Raw genomic sequence first — 21,207 nt, forward strand, 5'->3', positions numbered from 1 at the left:
ACGGCGGACTGCACTCGCCGGGCGTCCCGGCCGGCGCGGGCGGTACGGTCGTCGCATGACCAACACCTTCCGCATCGCGCAGGCGGCGGGCCTGCTGGGGGTCAGCGACGACACCGTGCGCCGCTGGATCGACCTGGGGCTGCTGCCGACCACGGGCACGACGCCGGTGGAGATCCCCGGGGCCGCTCTCGCGGAGCGGGCCGTGGCGCTCGCCGCCGAGCCCGAAGACCCGACCGGTGTCGCCTCGAGCGCGCGCAATCGCTTCGTCGGGATCGTCACGCGTGTGCAGATCGACGGCGTGATGGCCCAGGTCGACCTGCAGTGCGGGCCGCATCGGGTGGTGTCGTTGATGTCGGCCGAGGCGGCGCGCGACCTCGCGCTCGAGCCGGGATCGCTGGCCGTCGCGTCGGTGAAGGCGACGGTCGTCACGGTCGAGAAGCCGCGCGGCTGACGATCCCGCGTGCGCGGGCCCGCGTCCGCGCCGTCCGCGCTCGCCGCGTCGAGACTGCAGCGCGCTGACAACCCGGTGACATGCTGCAGCGGGGATGTCAGCGAGATGCAGTCTCGCGCTATTTGCGGCTGATTTGACCCCTGTGAGTCCGCACATGCGGAATCATGGAGCGAGAGCGAGCCGCCGGGTCGCCGAAAGGACACCATGCGTCGCCCCCTCCGCCTTCTGACCGTCCTCGGCGCGGTCGCCCTGCTCGCCTCGGGCTGCGCGTCCGCGAGTCCGGCCGCAGACCCGGCCCCCTCGGCATCCGCCGACTCCCTCACCGGAACGGTCGAGGTGTACGCCGCCGCGTCGCTGCAGCGTTCGTTCGACGAGATCGCGACGGCGTTCGAGGCCGCCCACCCCGGAGTCACGGTGAGCGCGGTCTACGACGGGTCGAGCACGCTCGCGACGCAGATCGGTGAAGGCGCCCCCGCCGACGTGTTCGCCTCGGCCGACGAGAAGAACATGGCCAAGGTCGCCGACCAGGCGCCCGACCCGCAGCCGTTTGCGGGCAATACGCTCGTGATCGCCGTGCCGAAGGACAACCCCGGAAAGGTCGCGACGCTCGCCGACCTCGCGCGGGTCACGACGGTGCTGTGCGCCGCCGAGGTGCCGTGCGGTGCCGCCTCGCAGACTCTGCTGTCGAACGCCGGGGTCGCCGTCACTCCGGCGAGCAGCGAGCAGAACGTCACCGCCGTGCTGACCAAGGTCGCCGCCGGCGAGGCCGATGCGGGGCTCGTGTACGCGACCGATGCCAAGGGCAACGGCGACGTCGAGGCGATCGTGCCCGACGGCGCCGACACGGTGGTCAACACCTACCCGATCGCCACTCTCACCGACGCACCGAACCCCCAGGCGGCCGCGGCCTTCACGGCCTTCGTGCTGTCGGACGACGGGCAGAAGATCCTCGCCGACGCGGGATTCCGGGCTCCGTGACCGGCGGTGGCTTCGTTCCCCGCTGGCTGGTCGTGCCGGCGGGTATCGGTCTGCTGTTCCTGCTCGTTCCGCTGACCGCCCTCGTCGCGCGCGTGCAGTGGGCGACGCTGTGGAGCGACGTCACCTCGTCCGCCGCGCTGTCGGCCCTCGGTCTCTCGCTCGGAACGGGGGTGGTGGCCACCGCGGTGTGCGCGGTCGTCGGCATCCCCCTGGCTCTGCTGATCGCGCGCAGTCCCGCGCGCACGGCGGCGGTGCTGCGGGCCCTCGTGACCGTTCCCCTCGTGCTGCCGCCCATGGTCGGCGGCGTGGCGCTGCTGTACCTGTTCGGGCGTACGGGGCCCCTCGGCGCACTGGGCTTGCCCTTCACGACGCCCGCCGTCGTGCTCGCGCAGGTGTTCGTCGCCCTGCCGTTCCTGGTGCTCGCCGTCGAGGGCGCCCTGCGCAGCACCGGGGTGGGTTTCGAGCGCACCGCCGCCTCGCTCGGGGCGTCGCGCGCGACGATCCTGCGGCGCATCACGCTGCCGTTGGCGGCACCGGGCATCGTCGCCGGAGTCGTGCTGTGCTTCGCCCGCGCGATCGGCGAGTTCGGCGCGACGGCCCTGTTCGCCGGCAACCGCCCGGGGGTCACGCAGACGATGCCGCTCGCGATCTACACCGCCTTCAACGGCGCGGGGGTCTCGCAGGGCACCGCCGTGGCGCTATCGCTGCTGCTGCTCGTGACAGCCGTCGCCGTGCTGCTGCTCGTGCGCGGATGGCGGCCGGGGGTGGGGCGATGACGATCCTGGATGCCGCCGCGCTCAGCGCCCGCGTCGTCGTACGCCGACGCGACTTCGCGGTCGACATCGCCCTCGAGGTCGCTCCGGGCGAGACCGTCGCCGTGATGGGGCGGAGCGGAGCGGGCAAGTCGACGCTGCTCGGCGCGCTCGCCGGTCTCACCCCGCTCGACGCGGGGGAGATCTCGGTCGACGGGCGCGTCCTCGACCGCGCGCCACGCCTGCGGACGGCTCCGATGCAGCGCGGGATCGTGCTGCTCGGTCAGGACGCCCGGCTGTTCCCCCACCTCACCGCGCGCGAGAACGTCGCCTTCGGTCCGCGTTCGGCCGGGGTCGCGGCATCCGTCGCCCGTGCCGCCGCCGACGAGTGGATCGAGCGCGTCGGGCTCCCCGGCGCCGGGGATCGCCGCCCCGCCGAGCTGTCGGGCGGAGAGCAGCAGCGCGTCGCGGTGGCCCGCGCGCTCGCCGCCGAACCCCGGGTCGTGCTGCTCGACGAGCCCCTGGTCGCCCTCGACGCCGTCACGGCATCGGAGATCCGCGCGATGCTGCGCGAGCGCCTCGCGGGGGTGACGACGGTGGCCGTCACGCACGACGCGGTGGACGCGGCGGCCCTGGCGGATCGTCTCGTGATCGTCGAGCGGGGCCGCATCACGCAGCAGGGCTCCGTGCGCGAGGTGCTGTCAGCGCCGGCGACGGAGGTGGCGGCGAAGATCGCCGGTCTCGAGCGGCTCATCGGCGAGGCGCGGGGCGGTGCCTGGCAGCGGGGCGACCTGCGGCTCGAGTCGGCGGACGCTGCGCCCGTCGACGGGACGGCCCTGGCCGCGCTCTTCCGCGCGAGCGACGTGCGCCTCGGCGAGGGGCGGACGGCCACGGTGGTCGCCCTCGAACCGACGCCGTCGGGCGTACGTGTGCTCACCGACGAGGTCGTGGCCGAGGTCGCACCGGCCGAGGCGGCGGGCCTGCGCCCGGGAGACGTCGTGCGCTGGAGCCTCGCACCGTCGCGGGTGCGGTTCGCGCCGGCATCCTGACTCAGACCCCGACGACCCGTCCACCCTCCAGCCGCACCTCGCGGTCGACCAGCCCCGCGGGCACCTCGACGTGCGAGACCAGCACCACGGCGCGTTCGCGCCCGACCGCACCGAGAAGGTCGAGAAGAAGAGCATCGGATGCCGCGGGGTCGACGCCCGCGGTCGGCTCGTCGAGCACGATCACCGGGAAATCGTGCAGGAGCGCCCGCGCGAGGGCGAGGCGCTGCGCCTGACCGCCCGAGACGAGACCGCCGCGGTCGCCCACGCGGGCGTCGAGACCGCCGCGCTCGCGAGCCCACTCGGCCAGACCGACGCGGGCGAGCACGTCCCACAGATCGTCGTCGGTCGCGGTGTCGCGCGCGAACAGCAGGTTCTGACGGATCGACTCGTCGAACAGGTACGGCGCCTGGTCGATCAGGCCGATCGTCTGCCGCAGGTCGTCGCCCGACAGCTCCCGCGCCTCGACGCCGCCGAGGCGGAACGACCCCTCGTAGTCGAGGAAGCGCGCGAGCACGTGCGCGAGGGTCGTCTTGCCCGCACCACTGGGTCCCGTCACGAGCACGGTCTCGCCGGGTGCCACGCGCAGCGAGACGTCGGTGAGCCGGCCCGCATCACCGTCGGTCTCGGCCCGGGCAGGCCAGTGGGCGCGGATGCCGTGCAGCTCGAGGCCCGCGCCGAGCGCCGGGGCGGCGCCGGTCGGGGTCGGCTCGTCGCGCGGCAGGCCCGCGGGAACGGTGTCGGGCACGGCCTCGGCGAGGCGTTCCGCCGCGGCGCGCACCTGCCGCCACGACGCGAGGGCGAGGGGCACCGGGCCGAACACGTCGAACACGGCCATCGGCAGCAGCACGACGACCGCCAGGCCGGGGCCGGAGAGCGATCCGGCGGTGACCCCCGACGCCGCGACGATCAGAGCGAGGAGCGAGGCGACACCCGCCAGCACCGACACCGCCCCCGCGGTGAGGCCCTGCGCGCCGCCGCGCCGCACGACCGCCCGGCGCAGCGCCGCGTCGGCGTGCCGAACGCGTTCCCGTGCCGAATCGAGAGCCCCGTAGGCGGTGAGCACGTCGAGGTTCGCGAGCAGGTCGTGCACGGCGTCGGCGACGGCGGCGCGCAAGGGCGCGATCGAGCGTTCCGCCCGGGCTCCGGCGGCCCAGCCCACAGCGACGGCGACCGCGAAGGCCAGCGCGAGGCACAGCAGCAGCACGAGAGCCGCGGGCCACGATACGAACGCGGTGAAGACGACGGCGGCGAGGGCCGTGATCCCCGCGGTCACCAGCGGCAGCACCACGCGCAGGGGAAGGTTCTGCAGTTCTTCGACGTCGTCGACCACGCTCGAGAGCAGCCCGCCGCGGCGCGAGCGGGCGAGTCCGTCGGGCGCGAGGGGGACGAGGTCGCGCACGAGGTCGGCGCGGACCCCCGCGAGCTGGTGCAGCGCGGCGTCGTGACCGGTGAGGCGCTCGAGATAGCGGAACACCCCGCGCGACAGCGCGAACGCGCGCACCCCGACGACGGCGACCGACAGGTACATCACGAGAGGCTGCTCGGCCGCCCGCGTGATGAGCCACGCGCTCGCCGCGAGCAGCGCGACGGCGCTCGCCGCCGAGCCGAAGCCCGACAGGAGGGCGGGTGCGAGGCGGCGCGGGGTCGGCAGGGCCGAGCGCAGGATGCCGCGGACGCGATCGTTCATGAGCGCACCTCCGAACGGCGTGCGCGTGAGGGGTCGGAATCTGTCGCCTGTACCCCCGCTGAAGCGACAGATCTTGACCCCTCACGCGAAGGGCGCGGCGGCGAGAGCTCGATCACCCGATCTGCGATCGTGCGGGCCGACCGGCGGTGCGAGACCAGGAGCACGCCCCGGCCGGCATCGGCTTCGCGGCGCAGGGTGGCCCACAGGTGCGCCTCGGTATCGGCATCCAGAGCGCTCGAGGGCTCGTCGAGCACGAGCACCGGCGCTCCGACGACCCGGCCGCGATACAGGGCGCGCGCGACGGCGACGCGCTGCGCCTCGCCGCCCGACAGACCGGCACCGCCCGCGCCGAGCGGCGTGTCGGGCGAGATGTCGGTCGCCCCCGCATCGGCCAGGGCGACGGCGATCTCGGCGGGATCGGCGGGGGAGCCGAGCGCGACGTTCTCGGCGACGGTGCCCGACACGAGTCCCGGACGCTGGCCCGCCCAGGCGACGGCGGCGCGGGCGTGCGGCACGGCGACCCCGTCGACGCGCACCAGGCCGTCGTGCTCCGCGTAGCCGAGCAGAGCGGCGATCAGCGACGACTTGCCCACACCGCTCGGTCCCGTGACCAGCACCACCTCGCCCGGACCCACCGAGAGCGAGACCGTCGGCAGGGCGTGGCCCTCGCGATGCACCCGCATTCCGTCGAGGGCCACCGTCGATCCGAGCGCCGGGGTCGCGGCATCCGGAGCCTGCCCTTTCCCGGCGGAGCGCGCGGCGTCGAGGGCGTCGAAGATCTCCTCGGTCGCGGCGACTCCCTCGGAGGCCGCGTGGAACTGCACGCCCACCTGACGCAGCGGCAGGTACGCCTCGGGGGCGAGCAGCAGTACGAAGAGCCCCACGAGGAGGCTGAGATCGCCCGAGAGAAGACGGAAGCCGATGGTGACGGCCACGATCGCGACCGAGATCGAGGCCAGGAACTCCAGCGCGAACCCCGAGAGGAACGACACGCGCAGCACCGTCATCGTCTCGCGCTTGTAGTCGCGCGTGATGGTCTCGATCGCGTCGGCCGCGCGGTGTTGGCGTCCGAAGGCCTTCAGCGTGCCGAGCCCCTCGACGGTGTCGGCGAAGCGCGCGGCGAGGCGGCCGAGCGTGCGGTACTGCTTCTGCTGCACGCCGCGGGTGGCGAGACCGATGAGCACCATGAACACGGGGATGAGGGGGATCGTCAGCACGACGATGAGCCCCGAGAGCGGGTCGGTGAGGGTCATCGTGCCGATGAGGATCGGCATGGTGATCGCGGTGGCCACCAGCTGCGGCAGGTAGCGGCCGAAGTACGCATCCAGCGCCTCGAGACCGTGCCCCGCGGTCACGGCGAGACCGGCGGCGTTGCGGGCACCGAGCCATCGCGGGCCGAGGCGCGTCACGGCCGACACGAGGGCGTCGCGCAACTGCAGCGAGGCGGCCGCGGCGCCGCGGGCCGACACCCGCTCGGAGGCGGTGATCAGCGCTCCGCGCACGACGACGAGCGCGGCCGCCATCGCCACGAAGCCCCACACCTCGCTCAGCGCGCGCCCCTCGATCACCCCGACGAGCGCGCTCGTCAGTGCCCACGCGAAGCCCACGATGACCCCCGCCTGCGCGAGCACGATCGCCGCGGTCACGGCGAAGAAGCTCCGCGACGCGGTGGCGTACCGCAGCAGGCGGGGATCGACGGGTTTCATGGGCGGGGTCTCAGTGCGCGACGAGCGCGGCCTTCTCGATGCGGGCGCGGGTCACGCGCTTGCGGAACACCCAGTAGGTCCACCCCTGGTAGGCCAGGATCAGCGGCAGGAAGATCAGCGCTGCCCAGCTCATGATCGTGAGCGTGTAGTCGGTGCTCGAGGCGTTGTCGATCGTGAGGCTCGCGCCCCCGGCGAGGGTCGAGGGCATGACGTTGGGGAACAGGGCGAAGAAGAGCGCGGCGACGGCGGCGACGATCGTGACGGCCCCGAGGGTGAAGGCGGTGCCCTCGCGATCACGGAGGTTCGCGACCCACGACCCGATGAGGGTCAGGGCGGCGACCCCGGCGAGGGCGACGACACCGAGCAGCAGGGGTGCCTCGGCGTTCGCGGCGTTCACGATCGTCCAGACCAGGAAGAGCGCGGCCAGCGCGATCGTCAGCAGGCCCGCCTTCTTCGCGAGCGCCCGTGCGTCGGCCCGCACCTGCCCATCGGTCTTGAGGGCCACGAAGTAGACGCCGTGCAGGAAGAACAGGCTCAGGGTGGTGAGCCCGCCCAGAATGCCGTACGGGTTGAGCAGCGTCAGCACGGTGCCGGCGTACTCGTGGTCGGCATCCAGCGGCACGCCCTGCACGATGTTCGCGAACGCGACACCCCAGAGGAACGCGGGCACGGCCGAGCCGATGACGATCATGCGGTCGAACGAGCGCTTCCACGTGGCGGATTCGCGCTGGTGGCGGTATTCGAACGAGACGCCGCGGGCGATGAGGGCCAGCAGGATCGCCAGCAGCGGCAGGTAGAACCCGCTGAACAGCGTCGCGTACCACTCGGGGAACGACGCGAACAGGGCGGCGCCGGCCACGATGACCCACGTCTCGTTGAGGTCCCACACGGGACCGATGGTGTTGATGATCTGCCGACGGGCGATGTCGTCCTTGCCGAGGAAGGGGAGCGACATGCCGACGCCGAAGTCGAATCCGTCGAGCACGAAGTAGCCGACGAAGAGGAAGGCGACGATCCAGAACCAGAGCTGCGCGAGATCCATTTCCTGCTCCTAGTAGACCGTGGTGGGGGTGTTCTCGATGGAGTCGTCGTGGACGGCATCCGGATCCGGCAGGGGCTCGGGGCCCTTCTGCGCGAACTTCACGATGAGACCGAACTCGACGATCGCGAGGGTGAGGTAGACGAGGGTGAAGGCGACGAGCGAGATCAGCACGCTCCAGCCCGGCACGCTCGGCGAGACGCCGTCCTGCGTGAGCATGAGGCCGAACACGATCCAGGGCTGACGGCCCATCTCGGTGAACACCCACCCGACGAGGCTCGCGAGCATCGGCAGGGGAGCGGCCCAGATCGCGATGCGCCACATCCAGCCGGCGACGGGGCGCTTGGCGTTCTTGCGGGTGACCCACAGGCCCACGACGCTGACGAGCGCCGCGATGCCGCCGAGGGCGATCATCCAGCGGAACGCCCAGTAGGTGACCCACAGCACGGGGGCGAAGTTGCCGTCGACCTGGTCGGCGAACTGCGGGAACATCTGCTGGCTGTAGAGGGTGTTCAGGTCGTTGATGCCCTCGACGCAGCCGTCGAGCGAGTGCGTCGACAGGATGCTGAGCAGGAACGGCACGCGGATGCTGAACAGCTCGCTCGTTCCGTCGGGGGTGCCGAGCGTGAAGATCGAGAACGAGGCGTCCTGCCCGCAGACCGTGTTGAAAGTCGCTTCGGCGGCGGCCATCTTCATGGGCTGGGTCGCGACCATCACCAGGCTCAGCTGGTCGCCGACGATCGCGACGAGCACGAACGACACGAGCGTGCCCCAGAGCCCGAAGCGCAGCGTCTTGCGCATCATGTCGGTGTTGCGTCCGCGCGCCATGTGCCAGGCCGAGACGGCGACGACGACCATGGCCGCGAACATCCAGCCGGCGAAGATGGTGTGCGGGAAGGCCGCGAGGGCGACGGGGTTGGTGAGCATCGCCCAGAAGTCGACGAGCTCGGCGCGGTGCCCGTCGGCCGACATCTGGTAGCCCACCGGGTTCTGCATGAAGGCGTTCGCGGCGATGATGAAGTACGCCGAGAGGGTCGCACCGATGCCGGCCATCCAGATGCTCGCGAGGTGCGCGAGGCGGGGGAGCTTGTCCCACCCGAAGATCCACAGGCCGATGAAGGTCGCCTCGAGGAAGAAGGCGAGTAGCCCCTCGAAGGCGAGCGGGGCGCCGAAGACGTCGCCGACGAAGCGCGAGTAGGCCGACCAGTTCATGCCGAACTGGAACTCCTGCACGATGCCGGTGACCACCCCCATCGCGAAGTTGATGAGGAAGATCTTCCCGAAGAAGCGCGTGATGTGCAGCCAGCGTACGTCTCCCGTGCGGTACCAGACGGTCTGGAAGATCGCCACGATGAGCGACATCCCCAGCGTCAGGGGCACGAAGAGGAAGTGGTACAGCGTCGTCAACCCGAACTGCCAGCGGGCGAGGGCGAGGGGGTCGAGCCACTCCATCAGGAGCCTCCGATCGAACCGGATTATGTGGTCAGACCACATGCTACGCCGCGCCGCCGGAGCGCCGAAGGGCGATGATTCGGCGTCGAACCACCTCGCCGGTCTAGATTGGGGCTTACCGAGCAAGTCTTTTCCCGAACCCGTCCGGAGGCCGCATGTCGGTGCGTCAGAGCCTGCTCGCGATCCTCGATCGCGGCGCCTGCTACGGCTCGCAGCTGCGGGCCGAGTACGAGCGGCGCACGGGGGTCCGCGTGAACGTCGGCCAGGTGTACACGACGCTCGAGCGCCTCGAGCGCGACGGGCTGATTGAGAGCATCGGCGTCGACGACGAGGCCCACGTGCTCTGGCAGCCCACCGCCGCCGGTCGCGACGACGCGCGGTCCTGGCTCGCGGGTGCGTCGCTGGCCGAGGGGCGCGACGAAGTGGCGCTCAAGATCGCCCTCGCCGTCACTCTGCCGGGCGCCGACGTCGACGGCATCCTGTCGGCTCAGCGCGCGGCCGTGCGCGAAGCGCTCGCGCGGGTCGACGAGGAGGGGGCGGATGCCGTGCCGACGGCCATCGTGCGCGCGGCACGGCGGGCGCGGCTCGAGGCCGACCTGCGCTGGCTCGACGAGGTGGAGCAGCTCACGGTGGGAGCCGAGCCGTTCGGGCTGTCGGAGGAGCGTCCGCGGCGCGGTCGACCGGCCCGTTCCGCGGTCTGATCGCGGGTAACGCTGATCGTCGAATCCGTCAACCCCGGCGCCGCTCCGGGGTCTGCGGCGCACTGTGAGAGAACCCGAACGACCCAAGGAGTTCTCACATGGTCATGGAAGCACCGCTCAGTCGCTCGGGTTCTCCGAAAGCCGCCGCTCGCGCCGCCGCGAAGCTCGCCGCTCTCTCCGCGACGACCGTCCCGTCGACACCGGTGTCGGCCCCGTCACAGGTCGCGTCGTCCACGCTTGAGACGATCACCGAGATCCCCTGGACGCGCATCGACCTCGATCTGTACGAGGTCGCCCGCGGCGGATACATCGTCGGATACGTCGAGGTGGTCGGGGCGGTCTTCGTCGCCCTCGGCGGCCCGCGTTACGACCGCGCGGTCGAGGTGTCGCAGCACCTCACGTTCCACGCGGCCGTCGACGTACTCGTGCGCCGCGGCGCCTGACCGCGGCGTCGAAGAGCCGGGATCACGTCGCGAGCGTGTAGCCCGCTTCGTCGATCGCCCCGGCGAGGGCGGCCTCGTCGACCGCGCCGGTCGAGGCGATGCGCACGATCGACGCTCCTCCCACGTGAAGGTCGACGTCGAGCACCTCGACGCCGTTCAACGCGCTGAGCTCCTCGGTCACTGCGCGCACGCAGTGATCGCAGGTCATGCCCTCGACGCGGAGTTCATCTGTGGCGACTCGGTTCGAGGGGGCGGATGCCGCGGCGCCGTGGCCGCAGCCGCATGCGTCGCCGCAGCCGCCCGAGGTCGGGGTGGAGGCGCTCAGGCCGAGGTCGATGCGCTGCTCTGTCATGGGGGACTCCTTACGATCGGACCAGGCGGGCGATCGCCTGGTTGGCTTCTTTGAGCTTCTCTTCGGCCACGGGTCCGCCCTGAGCGGCCGCTTCGGCGACGCAGTGCGAGAGGTGGTCGTCGAGCAGCGAGAGGGCGACGTTCTCGAGGGCCTTGGTCACGGCGGAGACCTGCGTGAGGATGTCGATGCAGTACTTGTCGTCATCGACCATGCGGGCGATGCCGCGCACCTGGCCCTCGGCGCGGCGGAGGCGTTTGAGCAGGTCGTCCTTGTGGCCCTCGTATCCGTGCATGCGCTCAGCATACCCCCGAGGGGTATGGTTAGCACCGTCTTCGATCCTGTCAACCCCCTCGGCCTGACGCCTTCGCTAGCGGATCGTCGAAGCATCAGGAGGTCGACATGTTCGCTCGTCGTACCGGTGGTGGTCCGCGATGACCACCGAACCTTTCCCCACCGGCCCCCATCGCCCCGTGCGCATCCCGGCGATGCCCCCACTGCGCTCGCAGCGGAGACAATCGAAGGATGACGAGAACGCTGGCGGCTCTGCCGGGCGCCGCCCGGAGACTCTGCCTCAGCCGAAGAAACGGCGAGATCTGCACCCGTGAGAACGGCCACCGCGGGCTGCACCACCGCAAGGGCGGTCGCCTGCTGTGGAACGACCTCCAGGCCGACCCGCCCGCGTGCAGCGGGGCCGGAGTCGCGGCCGCCCCCGCGCCGACGCTCGGCGACGGCTTCCCCGACGGTCGGGCCGTGTGCCCGGTGTGCTGGGCGTTCGTCGCGCTGACCACCGAGGGCACGCTCTCGGCGCACGACTCGTGGCGGGGCGACGAGTCGCGCGCCGAGGCGGATCACCGGCGCGAGTGGTTCAACGCGTTCGGCTGGTGACCAGCGCCGCGCGCCCGTCGATCACCTCCACGGTCTCGTCGAGCGCCTCGCGGTGCACGAGGTCGTGCGTCACGAGAAGGGTGGCCGTCTGGCGCTCGTGCGTGAGCCGCGCGAGCAGGGCCATGATCTCGGCGCCGCGTGCGGTGTCGAGGGCGCTGGTGGGCTCGTCGACCAGCAGCACCGACGGCTCATGCACGAGGGCGCGGGCGATCGCCACGCGCTGACGCTGCCCGCCCGACAGCTGCGCCGGGCGGCGATCGGCGAAGGCGGCTAGCCCCACGGCATCCAGCAGCTCGTCGACGCGACCGCGGACGAGGACGCGACGCTCGCGTCGACCGGAACCCCCCAGCTCCGCCATGACGCGCAGCTGCTCGCGCGCGGTGAGGGCGGGCAGCAGCTGCGGTTGCTGGAACACGATGCCGATGCTCTCTCGACGCAGCGTCGTGGCCTGCGAGCGGCTCAGCCGCGTGGCATCCGTTCCCGCGATCATGACGCGGCCGGAGTCGGGCCGCACGAGGGTCGCGGCCAGCGCGAGCAGGCTCGATTTGCCCGAGCCCGACGGACCGGTGATGCCGGTGAGCACCCCGGGCCGCCCCTCGAGCGTGACGTGGTCGACCGCGGTGACGCGGGCGTCGCCGTCGGGGTAGGTGAGGGTGACGTCGTCGAGCAGGATCATCGGGTGCTCCCCAGGGCGGTGAGAGGGTCGGACGAGGTGACGGTGCGCAGCGACACGGCCGCGCCGGCGAGGCCGAGCGCGATCATGATCGCGGCGGGCGCGAGGGTGGTCAGGGGGTTCAGCACGAAGGGCAACGCGCCCCCGGCCAGCGCTCCGAGCAGGGCGGTCAGGCCGATTCCGACGCCGACGCCCAGCACCAGCACGACCAGGGCCTGACCCAGGGCGTCGCGCACGAGGGCCGGGGTGCTGGCGCCGAGCGCCTTGAGCACGGCGACGTCGCCGGCGCGCTGCATGCTCCACACGGTGAAGAACGCCCCCACCACCAGGGCCGAGACGCCGAACAGCATCGCGATCATGAGCGCGAGCGAGCCGATCTCGGAGCGGAACGTGGGCAGCGCCGTGAGGCTCGAGAGCGGGGCGGATGCCGTGGTGCCGGTCTCGGCGGCGACCTCGTCCCACGCGGGGGTGCCCGTGACGGCGAGCACGGTAGCGGCTCCCGTTCCGCCGAGCCGCTCGTCGAGGGCGCTCCACGCCCCGGGAGTCAGGGCGAGGACCGGGGTGTGGCTGTACGACAGGTCTGCGCCGATCGACGACACGCGGAACACGGATCCCGCCACGGTGACGCTGTCGCCGACCGCGGCTCCCAGAGCCGTCGCCGCGGCGGACGACAGGCCCACCTCGTCGTCGCCCGCCGCACTGACGCCGAACGCGGGGGAGTCGAGCCCGAACAGGGCGACGCCCGCCGAGCCGCCGGGACCCTCCGCGCGCGCCTGCGAGATGCCGACCGCGGTGACGCTCTCGACGCCCGGTGCTGCCCGCCAGGCGGCGACGGTGGAGTCGTCGATCGCCGACTCGGCGAACGTGGCCGCCGCGTCTCCCGCGGGCTGCAGCACGAGCCGGTCGCCGGGGAGGGCCAGCACCGCCGAGACGTTCTGCGCGGCGAGGCCGCCGGTGAGGCCGGAGAGGAATCCGACCAGCAGGGTGATGAGGGCGACGACCGCCCCGATGAGGGCGAATCGCCCGCGGGCGAACCGCAGATCGCGCCATGCGACGTACACGTCGCCTCCTTCCGCCGGCGGATCTCACCGGTACCCCTCCAGCGTCGTCAGAGGCCGCGTCCGCGTCATCGGGGCAACGGACGAACCCGCTCTCCACCTTTCGGATGATCCGTCGGGGGCGCGTCTTCCGTAGCCTTGACACCGACATGCCGCACCGCACCCTCGCCCCCGTCTTCGCGGGCCTGCGCGTCGGCCTGCACGTTCTGTTCTGCGGGCTGCTCGCGCTGGTCGTGGTGCGCGTGCTCGTCACGAACGGCTCGCTCGTGGCGCTGGTGCTCTCCGGTGTCCTGGGCCTGGTCTACCTCGCGGGCCTCGTCGTCGCACGGACGCGACGCCGCGCGTGGGGCACCGTGTGGATCGTGGCGCTGACGCTGGTGTGGGCGGCGCTCGTGTGGTTGGTGCCCGAGGCCGCCTACCTCGTCTTCCCGCTGTTCTTCCTCTCCCTGCACCTGCTGCCGCGGGGGGTGGGGCCGATCGCCGTGGTGCTGACCACGGCACTGACCATCGTGGCGTTCGCGGTGCACGGCGGTCTGAGCGTCGGCGGCGTCGTGGGGCCGATCGTGGGCGCCGGGGTGGCCCTGCTGATCGGCCTCGGCTACTCCGCGCTCGAGAAGCGGGCGGCCGAGCGCGAGGCCCTCATGGCCGAGCTGTTGGCCACCCGCGACCGTCTCGCCGCCGCCGAACGCGAGCAGGGCACCCTTGCCGAGCGTTCGCGCCTGGCGCGCGAACTGCACGACACCGTCGCGCAGGGCCTGTCGAGCATCCAGATGCTGCTGCACGCGGCGGAGCGGGCGGATGCCACGGGCCCGGGTATCGCCCACGTGCGCCTCGCCCGCCAGACCGCGGCCGACGGCCTGGCCGAGACCCGCCGGTTCATCCGCGAGCTCGCGCCTCCGAGCCTCGATCGCGGGCTCGCGTCGGCGCTCGAACGTCTCGCGGTCGGGTGGGGGAGCCGCGAGGGCGTGGAGGTCGTCCTCGACCTCGACGCGGAGGTCTCGATGCCGATGGACGCGCAGACGGCCCTGCTGCGCATCGCGCAGGGAGCGCTCGCGAACGTCGGACAGCACGCGCGAGCCCACCGCGTCGGCATCCGTCTCTCGCCCGTCGACGAGGGGGTGCAGCTGACCGTGACCGACGACGGCGTGGGGTTCGACGCTGTGCGGGCGGAGTCCGCGGCATCCGCCACCGATTCCTTCGGGCTGCGCGCCATGCGCGAGCGGGTCGACCAGCTCGACGGGCGCATCGAGGTCGACAGCGCCCCGCACGCGGGCACCACTCTGACCGTGACCCTGCCGGTGGGATCGTCGTGATCCGCGTCGTCATCGCCGACGATCACCCCGTCGTGCGCGCCGGGGTGCGGGCCCTTCTCGACGCCGAGCCCGACATCGCCGTGGTGGGCGAGGCCTCGACCCCCGACGAGGCGGTCGCGCTCGCCGCCGACCTCGCCCCGGAACTCGTGCTGATGGACCTGCAGTTCGGCGACCGTGCCGCGGGGGCCGACGCCACCCGTCGGGTGCGCGCGCTCGCCGCCCCGCCCTACGTGCTGGTGCTGACCAACTACGACACCGACGGCGACATCCTGGGCGCGGTCGAGGCGGGCGCCAGCGGATACCTGCTCAAAGACGCGCCGCCGCACGAGCTGCTCGCCGGCGTTCGCGCCGCCGCCGCCGGGCAGAGCGCCCTGGCCCCGGCCATCGCGGGGCGCCTGCTCGCGCGCCTGCGCGAACCGCGGGTGACGCTGTCGGTCCGCGAGATCGAGGTGCTGCGCCTCGTGTCGCGCGGGGCGTCGAACGCCGACGTCGCGCGGCGCCTGCACATCACCGACGCCACGGTGAAGTCGCACCTCGCGCACGTCTTCTCCAAGCTCGGCGTGACCTCCCGCACCGCGGCGGTGTCGGCGGCCCGATCGCTCGGCATCCTGCGCTGACGACCGGTCGCCGCGTGCCCGTACGATGGGCCCCATGATCCGGGTGCGCGTGGTCGGGGTGGCGCTCGATCCCGCCCAACAGCACGTGATCCTGCTCAAGCCCGTCGATGTCGAGACCCACGGCGACCGCGTCCTGCCGGTGTGGATCGGTCCTCAAGAGGCGATGTCGATCCTGGTCGCGATCGAGGGCTCGGGGTCGCCGCGGCCGCTCGCGCACGACCTGATGACCGCGATGCTCGGTGAGCTGTCGGCCTCGGTCGACCGAGTCGAGGTGACGCACCTCGACGAGGGCACGTTCCACGCGCGGGTGGTGCTGAACACCCCGGTCGGCCCCCGCACCTTCGATGCGCGACCCTCGGATGCCATCGCCCTGGCCGCCCGCGCCGATGCGGCGATCCTCGTGGCCGAGGCGGTCTTCGCCGAGGCCGGGGTTCCCGACGAGGCGGTCGAGCTCGAGGCCGCGGCCGACGAGGACCGGGTCGAGGAGTTCCGCCGCTTCCTCGACGACGTCGATCCCGAGGATTTCCAGGGCTAGCACCGATGCCCGGGGCCCTCGCGCGCTCCTAGACTCGCGGAGGGGCCGCTCGCGGCGGCCGTGATCCACGACGAACGGGGTACCAATGCAACTCGCCATGGTCGGACTCGGACGAATGGGCGCCAACATCGTCCGCAGACTCATGAGAGACGGTCACGACTGCGTCGTCTTCGACGTGAACCAGGACGCCGTGCAGGCCCTCGTGGCCGAGGGGGCCACGGGAGCGACCAGCATCGCCGACCTGGCCTCGAAGCTCGAGAAGCCGCGCGCGATCTGGCTCATGATCCCCGCCGGGCTCACCGGCACGGTCGTCGACGAGGTGGCCGCGGTGCTCGAGCCGGGCGACATCATCATCGACGGCGGCAACTCGAACTACCGCGACGACGTGCGCCGCGCGAAGAAGCTCGACGACAGCGGCATCCACTACGTCGATGTCGGCACCAGCGGCGGGGTCTTCGGTCTCGAGCGTGGCTACTGCCTCATGGTCGGCGGCCACGACGAGGCCGTCGCCCACCTGGAGCCGGTGCTGCGCACGATCGCCCCGGGGCCGGGCGAGGTCGAGCGCACGCCCGGCCGCACCGGCGACTACTCGACCGAGGAGCGCGGCTACCTGCACTGCGGTCCGTCGGGCTCGGGACACTTCGTGAAGATGGTGCACAACGGCATCGAGTACGGCATCATGGCCGCGCTCGCCGAGGGCCTGAACGTGCTCAACAGCGCCGACGCGGGCCTGCACCAGGGTGAGCACTCCGCCGAGGTCGCCCCGCTGGAGGAGCCCGAGTTCTACCAGTTCGACATCGACACCGCCCGGGTCACGGAGCTCTGGCGTCGCGGGTCGGTCATCTCGTCGTGGCTGCTCGACCTCACCGCCGCCGCCCTCTCGCAGAACCCCACGCTCGACGGCCTCGCCGGTCGCGTCTCGGACTCGGGTGAGGGCCGATGGACGGTGAAGGCCGCCGTCGACACCGGCGTGCCCGTGCCCGTGCTGGCAGCGTCGCTGTTCGAGCGCTTCGCCTCGCGCGGCGAGGACCACTTCGCCAACCAGGTGCTCTCGGCGATGCGTCTGCAGTTCGGGGGCCACCAGGAGCTGCCCGCGGGCGACGTGCTCGAGGCCGGCCAGAAGAAGGCCGAGAGCGGCCGCGACTGACGCCCGCCCCGCGGGTCTCGGGCTGCGTCAGCGCTCGAGCAGGATCTGACAGATGTACAGGCCCCCGCCGTCGTTCCACACCTCGACGGCGGGGGCCTCGCACGTGCCGTCTTCGGCGGTGAGCAGATGAATGCCGGCGTCGTCGACGAGCGCGTAGGGGCCGACGGTGCCGCGCACGGGCGCCGAGACCCCCTCGGGGAGCGGGCCCGTCGTCGCCAGTGCCTGCATCAGCGGGGCGCTGGCCTCTTCGGTGTAGAAGGTGTTGCCGTCGTAGTCGCGGCAGTTGGGGGTGCCTCCCGCGCCGACCGGGAAGCCGGTGCCGAGGCAGTACCCGCCGGCGGCGACGTCGGGCAGGCCGCCGTTCTCGTCGCGGTAGGTCTCGAAGACCTGTTGCCATTGCACGAGCTTGTCGGTCGCGGCGGCGTTGGGCGTCGTCTGCCCTGCCGTCAGCAGCCATACGAGGAACGCGATGGCGCCGAGGATGATCACCCCGCCCGTCGCGAGCGCGACGACCGCGGCGGGGTGGAGGCGGGCGCGGGTCGGGGCGGGGGACGACGTCGACATGGCGGGTCGCTTTCTCGAGGGGTGCGCAGGACGCGAGAGCGGACCGCGCAAGGTTCACACGGGCGCGCGGCGCACGGAGCACGTCGTCGCCCGTCGTCCCGGCGGGCCCCTCTCGCGTTCACCCGCCGTTTCGCACGCGTGTGGTGGGGTGCTCACCATGCGGGCCGGATCCCACGGGTGAAGGCGCTCCGTCCGGCAGGGGAGACTAGAGGGATGAGCAGTTCCTCCGCGACCGCACCCTCCGACCGCTACGTCGTCGCCACCGACGGCGCCTGCAAGGGCAATCCGGGGCCGGCGGGCTGGGCGTGGGTCGGCGAAGACGGACACTGGGCCGCGGGGTCGATCCCCGAGGGCACGAACAACATCGGCGAGCTGCTCGGGCTGCTGTACGCGATCACCGACCACTCCGACGTGCGCGAGCTCGTCGTGCAGGCCGACTCGAAGTACGCCATCGACACGTATTCGAAGTGGATGGACGGCCACCGCCGCCGCGGCTGGGTCACGAGCGCGAAGAAGCCGGTCGCCAACCAGGGCATCCTCGAGGCGCTCATCGCCGCGCGCGACGCGCGTCGGGCCGCGGGGCTCCCGGACGTCGTGCTCGAGCACGTGCGCGGCCACTCCGGCCACGTGCTGAACTCGTGGGCCGACGAGCGTGCGGTGCGGGCCTCGCAGCACGCCGCGAAGGGCGAAGAGCTGATCTGGACGTCGCTGCGCGGCCTCGACCGGCTCGAGGTCGCCTCGGCCCCGCCGCGGTCGGCCGCCGATCGGAACGGCCGCTGACCCGCGCGTAGCGCTAGCCCGCGAGCACCTCGACCTCCTCTGCGGGGGTCAGTCCGGCGCGTCTCGGGCGATCGATACCGCGCGCGCGTTCGTCGTCGAGCGTGCGACGCATCGTCTCGGCCAGCGGTCGTCGACGACCCCCGGATGCCACGAAGGCGGCGTCGCTGCGCCGCGAGAAGCCCCGCGCCTCGGCCGGGAGCCACAGCGGCAGCGACCGCGGCCCGGCCCAGTACTGCACCCCCCGCGCCGAGAGGGCCTCGTCGTCGAGCGGCATGCTCTCGCTCACCGGCGCATCGGTGTGCCGCTGGGCGGCCTCGCGAGCGGCGGCGAGCACCGCGGCGAGCGGCAGCTCTTCGCCGACCGCGTTGATCGGCCCCGTCACCCCCGTGCGCCCGGCGAGCTCGATCCACGCGGCGAGGTCGTCGACGTCGATGCCCTGCACGTGCCGACCGGCGGTCTCGGGCACGAGCACGCGGCCGCCGCGGGCGAACCGGGCGGGCCAGTAACCCCAGCGGTCGCTCGGGTCGCCCGGACCGACGATCAGTCCGGCCCGGACGAGCAGAGACCGATCGGGCAGTCGCGCCGCGGTGAGTCGTTCGGCGTGCACCTTGGCATCCGGATACGCGGTCAGATCCTGCGGCTCGACGAGGTCGGCGCTCTCGTCGGCGAACGGGAGGTCGGAGTGGGCGTATACCGAGACACTCGACACGAGGGTCCAGTGCGCGGCGTGGTCGGCCAGGGCGTCGAGGGCGGATGCCACGAACCCGGCGTCCCACGAGAGCTCGACGACGTCGTCCCAGTCACGCCGCACGTCGGCGTAGGCGAGGGGGTCGTTGCGGTCGGCGCGCACGAGCCGCGCACCCGGCGCGGGGTCGCCGGAGTCGCCGCGGGCGAGGCACGTGACCTCGGCGCCCTGCGCGAGGGCCTGGGCGGCGATGGCACGGCCCAGCCACGCCGTTCCGCCGAGGATGAGGAGACGTCGCATGCGGGCCAGCCAACCACCGTCGGGTGGCGAAGGGCGAGGGTGTTCGCGGTGGGCGGAGGACGCGGGGTCGGGCGGTGGTTCGCCTGCGACCTCCTCGATCCCGGCGCGATCCGGGAGCGCACCACGAACGTGGCCGATCGTGGTGGGTAGGCGTGAGCGCGCAACCGGGGACGCGCTCGGGCTCCTTCGGCGGCGGCTCGAGGCTGTCGCGCGTCGGGCGACACCCCGGACGACCCGAGGTGCTTTCGCGTCAGAACGGCGGCGGGTCGGGGTCGGGCGCGAAGGCGACTCGCCGCTCCGGCGGATCAGTGGTGCGACGACCCAGCGGGCTGGTCCACACGATGCTTCCGTCGGGTTGCTGCTCGGCTGTCCACGCGGTCTCGGTCTTGAGCACGTGATGGCGCTTGCACAGGCAGGCGAGATTGCAGAGGTGCGTCGCGCCGCCCTTCGCGTGATCCAGGTTGTGGTCGATCTCGCAGCGTCGGGCGGGCTGGCGGCATCCGGGGAATCGACAGTGCACATCGCGGACACGCACGAAGCGACGCATCGCGGGCGTCGGCCGGTAGCGATCGGCGGCGAGGGCGACGCCGGTCACGGGATCGGTGAGCAGGCGTTCCCACCCGGGTGCCGTCGCCATGAGCTGACGCGCCGTGTCGGCGTCGACGGGAGTGCAGCCGTCGAGCATCGCCGCCCGCTCGCTCGCGCCGACGGCGGTGAGCACCGGGATGACGACCGAGACCTCGGCGCGGATCGCCCCGAGCCCACCCGGGAGGTGCTCCTGGGTCGGATCGACGACGGGTCGGCCGCCCAGAACGAGGTCACACAGCAGGTCGGCGCGGGTCTGATCGATCGATCTCGTGTCGTCGACCCCACCGTCGTCGCCCGCGCGGTGCGCGACCTGGCGCACCGCTCGGGCCTGGCGCGTGAGGCGGTCGAACATCGCCCGGATCTTCGTCGCGCTGTCGAGCACCCCGAGCTGCGCCATACCGTCGACGTCGTCTTCGACCCACACGCGGCGCCGCTGGACGGCCTCGTCGTGGCGTTCGTCGATCGAGCGGGGCTACAGCTCGTCGACCACGGCGCGGGCGAATGCGCGCGTGCCGGCGACGGTGTCGCGTTCGGCCCGCGTGAGCACTCGACGCTCGTACTGCCGCCGGCTCGGCTCGTCGACGAGGCACGCCCCGATCTCGCGCACGACCTCGGCGTGCCGCGCCGAGATGCGCGCCTCGGCCAGAGCCTGGACCGTGGCCGGGAAGTCGTCGACCAGGCTCGCGGCCTCGGACAGACGTCGCTGCGCCGTACGGTCGTGCCACCGGAGCGCTGCGCCGATCTCGGCCGCCGCCGACCGCAGCGCGAGTTCGCGCTCCTGCACGGCCAGCGGCTTGTGACCGGTCCGTGCGGCGGCGATGTCGTAGGCCCGGCCGAGCAGGCGTGCGCGCTCGGCCTCGAGCTTCGCGATCGACGCGTCGACCCGCATCAACGCCTCGACGATCTCGTCGAGCGCGAGCTCGTCCGCATCGTCGGTGACGGGGCGGCTACTCATGTAAACATGCTCTCAACGACCTCCGACATCGACCCGAGACGTCGGCCCGAGACAGCGGCAAGGGCTTCCGCGCGAACCGACCAGCGCGATAGGAAGAGTCGTGCCCGACCAGCCGCAGACGCCGTCCCTCATCCAGCGCATGACCCTCTCGCGCGGTCTGGCGTACCCGATCGTCGCCATCGCCGTGACGGCGTTCAATCTGATGTTCCAGATCGTGCCCCTCGTGGAGTCCGGTGGCACCGTCGGCTGGCGGTGGATTGTCGTCGTCGGCTGGGTGATCCTGCTGACAGCGAGCATCGTGATGCTGGTCAGGGCGCGAGGCGCCATCGTCGCCTTCGAGCGCGAGCACGGCCGCGACGCGGGCAGGCAGAAGCCCGTCGGTCAGCCCTGACGACGCTTCTCCCCAGGCCCCGGCATCCGTAGCTGGTCCACATCGGAGCCGTGTATCCCCCTTTCGACATACAACGTCCGCTAGCTTCTCCGCCACGGCATATGTC

23 protein-coding genes and 1 pseudogene are annotated in these 21,207 nt (G+C 72.4%); 13 read left to right on the plus strand and 11 right to left on the minus strand.

Translation table 11 applies throughout. The annotated features are described in order from the left end of the window. The first annotated feature begins 55 nt into the window (after positions 1–55). The 4 genes from M3667_RS13435 (at position 56) to M3667_RS13450 (ending at position 3,230) form a co-directional block, all read left to right on the plus strand. Positions 56–451 (plus strand): molybdopterin-binding protein, encoded by a 396-nt coding sequence (locus M3667_RS13435; RefSeq protein ID WP_251508714.1) that lies wholly within the window; start codon positions 56–58, stop codon positions 449–451. A 204-nt stretch (positions 452–655) separates the two neighbouring features. After that, positions 656–1,429 (plus strand): molybdate ABC transporter substrate-binding protein, encoded by a 774-nt coding sequence (modA, locus tag M3667_RS13440; RefSeq protein WP_251508716.1) that lies wholly within the window; start codon positions 656–658, stop codon positions 1,427–1,429. Beyond that, on the plus strand, positions 1,426–2,205 hold the full coding sequence (gene modB / locus M3667_RS13445) for a molybdate ABC transporter permease subunit (protein WP_251508718.1): 780 nt from the start codon (positions 1,426–1,428) through the stop codon (positions 2,203–2,205). Before modA ends, modB begins: the two co-directional genes overlap by 4 nt. Then, the gene (locus M3667_RS13450; RefSeq protein ID WP_251508720.1) at positions 2,202–3,230 is read left to right on the plus strand and encodes a sulfate/molybdate ABC transporter ATP-binding protein; all 1,029 of its coding nucleotides are present in this window, start codon (positions 2,202–2,204) and stop codon (positions 3,228–3,230) included. Before modB ends, M3667_RS13450 begins: the two co-directional genes overlap by 4 nt. 1 nt (position 3,231) lies before the next feature. Here M3667_RS13450 and cydC read toward each other — a convergent pair whose 3' ends face one another. Genes cydC through M3667_RS13470 form a run of 4 tightly spaced genes read right to left on the minus strand, consistent with a single transcriptional unit; the run spans position 3,232 to position 9,114 of the window. Next, positions 3,232–4,917 (minus strand): thiol reductant ABC exporter subunit CydC, encoded by a 1,686-nt coding sequence (cydC, locus tag M3667_RS13455; RefSeq protein ID WP_251508722.1) that lies wholly within the window; start codon positions 4,915–4,917, stop codon positions 3,232–3,234. Beyond that, positions 4,914–6,623 carry a thiol reductant ABC exporter subunit CydD gene (cydD, locus tag M3667_RS13460; protein ID WP_251508724.1) on the minus strand — a complete coding sequence of 570 codons (1,710 nt, stop codon included), beginning with the start codon at positions 6,621–6,623 and terminating at the stop codon, positions 4,914–4,916. Before cydD ends, cydC begins: the two co-directional genes overlap by 4 nt. Positions 6,624–6,633: 10 nt before the next feature. Further along, the gene (cydB, locus tag M3667_RS13465) at positions 6,634–7,665 is read right to left on the minus strand and encodes a cytochrome d ubiquinol oxidase subunit II (protein ID WP_251508726.1); all 1,032 of its coding nucleotides are present in this window, start codon (positions 7,663–7,665) and stop codon (positions 6,634–6,636) included. Between the two features lie 9 nt (positions 7,666–7,674). After that, positions 7,675–9,114, minus strand: a complete 1,440-nt coding sequence (locus M3667_RS13470; protein WP_154097377.1) for a cytochrome ubiquinol oxidase subunit I — start codon at positions 9,112–9,114, stop codon at positions 7,675–7,677. A 155-nt stretch (positions 9,115–9,269) separates the two neighbouring features. Between M3667_RS13470 and M3667_RS13475 the strand changes: the two genes are divergently transcribed. Then, on the plus strand, positions 9,270–9,815 hold the full coding sequence (locus tag M3667_RS13475; RefSeq protein ID WP_251508728.1) for a PadR family transcriptional regulator: 546 nt from the start codon (positions 9,270–9,272) through the stop codon (positions 9,813–9,815). A 98-nt stretch (positions 9,816–9,913) separates the two neighbouring features. Further along, positions 9,914–10,258: a hypothetical protein gene (locus M3667_RS13480; RefSeq protein ID WP_251508730.1), complete on the plus strand. Its 345-nt coding sequence runs from the start codon at positions 9,914–9,916 to the stop codon at positions 10,256–10,258. Positions 10,259–10,280: 22 nt separating this feature from the next. On the opposite strand, the gene M3667_RS13485 is transcribed toward M3667_RS13480, so the two are convergent. Further along, positions 10,281–10,610 (minus strand): heavy-metal-associated domain-containing protein, encoded by a 330-nt coding sequence (locus M3667_RS13485; protein WP_251508732.1) that lies wholly within the window; start codon positions 10,608–10,610, stop codon positions 10,281–10,283. Positions 10,611–10,620: 10 nt separating this feature from the next. Continuing rightward, complete coding sequence (locus M3667_RS13490; RefSeq protein ID WP_144832815.1) at positions 10,621–10,902, minus strand: metal-sensitive transcriptional regulator; 282 nt, start codon at positions 10,900–10,902, stop codon at positions 10,621–10,623. A 230-nt stretch (positions 10,903–11,132) separates the two neighbouring features. On the opposite strand from M3667_RS13490, the gene M3667_RS13495 reads away from it, so the two are divergent. Next, positions 11,133–11,495 carry a hypothetical protein gene (locus M3667_RS13495; RefSeq protein WP_251508734.1) on the plus strand — a complete coding sequence of 121 codons (363 nt, stop codon included), beginning with the start codon at positions 11,133–11,135 and terminating at the stop codon, positions 11,493–11,495. Here the strand turns inward: M3667_RS13495 and M3667_RS13500 are convergent. Together M3667_RS13500 and M3667_RS13505 are read right to left on the minus strand one after the other, a co-directional pair. Then, entirely contained in the window at positions 11,476–12,171 is a 696-nt protein-coding gene (locus M3667_RS13500; protein ID WP_251508736.1) for an ABC transporter ATP-binding protein, read from the minus strand. The genes M3667_RS13495 and M3667_RS13500 overlap by 20 nt on opposite strands. Next, positions 12,168–13,229 carry an ABC transporter permease gene (locus M3667_RS13505; RefSeq protein ID WP_251508738.1) on the minus strand — a complete coding sequence of 354 codons (1,062 nt, stop codon included), beginning with the start codon at positions 13,227–13,229 and terminating at the stop codon, positions 12,168–12,170. Before M3667_RS13505 ends, M3667_RS13500 begins: the two co-directional genes overlap by 4 nt. 146 nt (positions 13,230–13,375) lie before the next feature. Between M3667_RS13505 and M3667_RS13510 the strand changes: the two genes are divergently transcribed. The 4 genes from M3667_RS13510 to gnd all read left to right on the plus strand — a co-directional run bounded on the left by M3667_RS13510 (position 13,376) and on the right by gnd (position 16,838). After that, the gene (locus tag M3667_RS13510; protein ID WP_251508740.1) at positions 13,376–14,539 is read left to right on the plus strand and encodes a sensor histidine kinase; all 1,164 of its coding nucleotides are present in this window, start codon (positions 13,376–13,378) and stop codon (positions 14,537–14,539) included. After that, positions 14,536–15,156, plus strand: coding sequence for a response regulator transcription factor (locus M3667_RS13515; RefSeq protein ID WP_144832821.1), 621 nt, complete (start codon positions 14,536–14,538; stop codon positions 15,154–15,156). Before M3667_RS13510 ends, M3667_RS13515 begins: the two co-directional genes overlap by 4 nt. A gap of 34 nt (positions 15,157–15,190) precedes the next feature. Beyond that, positions 15,191–15,691 (plus strand): bifunctional nuclease family protein, encoded by a 501-nt coding sequence (locus tag M3667_RS13520; RefSeq protein WP_251508742.1) that lies wholly within the window; start codon positions 15,191–15,193, stop codon positions 15,689–15,691. Positions 15,692–15,776: 85 nt separating this feature from the next. Then, positions 15,777–16,838 (plus strand): phosphogluconate dehydrogenase (NAD(+)-dependent, decarboxylating), encoded by a 1,062-nt coding sequence (gnd, locus tag M3667_RS13525; protein WP_230705118.1) that lies wholly within the window; start codon positions 15,777–15,779, stop codon positions 16,836–16,838. Positions 16,839–16,865: 27 nt separating this feature from the next. Here the strand turns inward: gnd and M3667_RS13530 are convergent, their stop codons facing one another. Further along, complete coding sequence (locus tag M3667_RS13530; RefSeq protein WP_251508744.1) at positions 16,866–17,402, minus strand: hypothetical protein; 537 nt, start codon at positions 17,400–17,402, stop codon at positions 16,866–16,868. 213 nt (positions 17,403–17,615) lie between these two features. On the opposite strand from M3667_RS13530, the gene M3667_RS13535 reads away from it, so the two are divergent. After that, the gene (locus M3667_RS13535; RefSeq protein WP_251508746.1) at positions 17,616–18,182 is read left to right on the plus strand and encodes a ribonuclease H; all 567 of its coding nucleotides are present in this window, start codon (positions 17,616–17,618) and stop codon (positions 18,180–18,182) included. Between the two features lie 13 nt (positions 18,183–18,195). Here the strand turns inward: M3667_RS13535 and M3667_RS13540 are convergent, their stop codons facing one another. Together M3667_RS13540 and M3667_RS13545 are read right to left on the minus strand one after the other, a co-directional pair. Further along, on the minus strand, positions 18,196–19,167 hold the full coding sequence (locus M3667_RS13540; protein ID WP_251508748.1) for an NAD-dependent epimerase/dehydratase family protein: 972 nt from the start codon (positions 19,165–19,167) through the stop codon (positions 18,196–18,198). A gap of 250 nt (positions 19,168–19,417) precedes the next feature. Continuing rightward, positions 19,418–20,710, minus strand: a pseudogene (locus tag M3667_RS13545) (DUF222 domain-containing protein). 100 nt (positions 20,711–20,810) lie between these two features. Here M3667_RS13545 and M3667_RS13550 point away from each other — a divergent pair. Beyond that, positions 20,811–21,101 carry a hypothetical protein gene (locus M3667_RS13550; protein WP_251508750.1) on the plus strand — a complete coding sequence of 97 codons (291 nt, stop codon included), beginning with the start codon at positions 20,811–20,813 and terminating at the stop codon, positions 21,099–21,101. Positions 21,102–21,207: the final 106 nt, after the last annotated feature.

Source organism: Microbacterium sp. P26, from assembly GCF_023712585.1.
GTDB classification, from domain to species: Bacteria; Actinomycetota; Actinomycetes; order Actinomycetales; family Microbacteriaceae; genus Microbacterium; species Microbacterium algihabitans_A.

Coding starts and splice junctions, on each gene's coding strand:
- M3667_RS13435 (WP_251508714.1), top strand. CDS start 56: ATGACCAACACCTTCCGCATCGCGCAGGCGGCGGGCCTGCTGGGGGTC.
- modA (WP_251508716.1), top strand. CDS start 656: ATGCGTCGCCCCCTCCGCCTTCTGACCGTCCTCGGCGCGGTCGCCCTG.
- M3667_RS13450 (WP_251508720.1), top strand. CDS start 2,202: ATGACGATCCTGGATGCCGCCGCGCTCAGCGCCCGCGTCGTCGTACGC.
- cydC (WP_251508722.1), bottom strand. CDS start 4,917: ATGAACGATCGCGTCCGCGGCATCCTGCGCTCGGCCCTGCCGACCCCG.
- cydD (WP_251508724.1), bottom strand. CDS start 6,623: ATGAAACCCGTCGATCCCCGCCTGCTGCGGTACGCCACCGCGTCGCGG.
- cydB (WP_251508726.1), bottom strand. CDS start 7,665: ATGGATCTCGCGCAGCTCTGGTTCTGGATCGTCGCCTTCCTCTTCGTC.
- M3667_RS13470 (WP_154097377.1), bottom strand. CDS start 9,114: ATGGAGTGGCTCGACCCCCTCGCCCTCGCCCGCTGGCAGTTCGGGTTG.
- M3667_RS13475 (WP_251508728.1), top strand. CDS start 9,270: ATGTCGGTGCGTCAGAGCCTGCTCGCGATCCTCGATCGCGGCGCCTGC.
- M3667_RS13480 (WP_251508730.1), top strand. CDS start 9,914: ATGGTCATGGAAGCACCGCTCAGTCGCTCGGGTTCTCCGAAAGCCGCC.
- M3667_RS13485 (WP_251508732.1), bottom strand. CDS start 10,610: ATGACAGAGCAGCGCATCGACCTCGGCCTGAGCGCCTCCACCCCGACC.
- M3667_RS13490 (WP_144832815.1), bottom strand. CDS start 10,902: ATGCACGGATACGAGGGCCACAAGGACGACCTGCTCAAACGCCTCCGC.
- M3667_RS13495 (WP_251508734.1), top strand. CDS start 11,133: ATGACGAGAACGCTGGCGGCTCTGCCGGGCGCCGCCCGGAGACTCTGC.
- M3667_RS13500 (WP_251508736.1), bottom strand. CDS start 12,171: ATGATCCTGCTCGACGACGTCACCCTCACCTACCCCGACGGCGACGCC.
- M3667_RS13510 (WP_251508740.1), top strand. CDS start 13,376: ATGCCGCACCGCACCCTCGCCCCCGTCTTCGCGGGCCTGCGCGTCGGC.
- M3667_RS13520 (WP_251508742.1), top strand. CDS start 15,191: ATGATCCGGGTGCGCGTGGTCGGGGTGGCGCTCGATCCCGCCCAACAG.
- gnd (WP_230705118.1), top strand. CDS start 15,777: ATGCAACTCGCCATGGTCGGACTCGGACGAATGGGCGCCAACATCGTC.
- M3667_RS13530 (WP_251508744.1), bottom strand. CDS start 17,402: ATGTCGACGTCGTCCCCCGCCCCGACCCGCGCCCGCCTCCACCCCGCC.
- M3667_RS13535 (WP_251508746.1), top strand. CDS start 17,616: ATGAGCAGTTCCTCCGCGACCGCACCCTCCGACCGCTACGTCGTCGCC.
- M3667_RS13540 (WP_251508748.1), bottom strand. CDS start 19,167: ATGCGACGTCTCCTCATCCTCGGCGGAACGGCGTGGCTGGGCCGTGCC.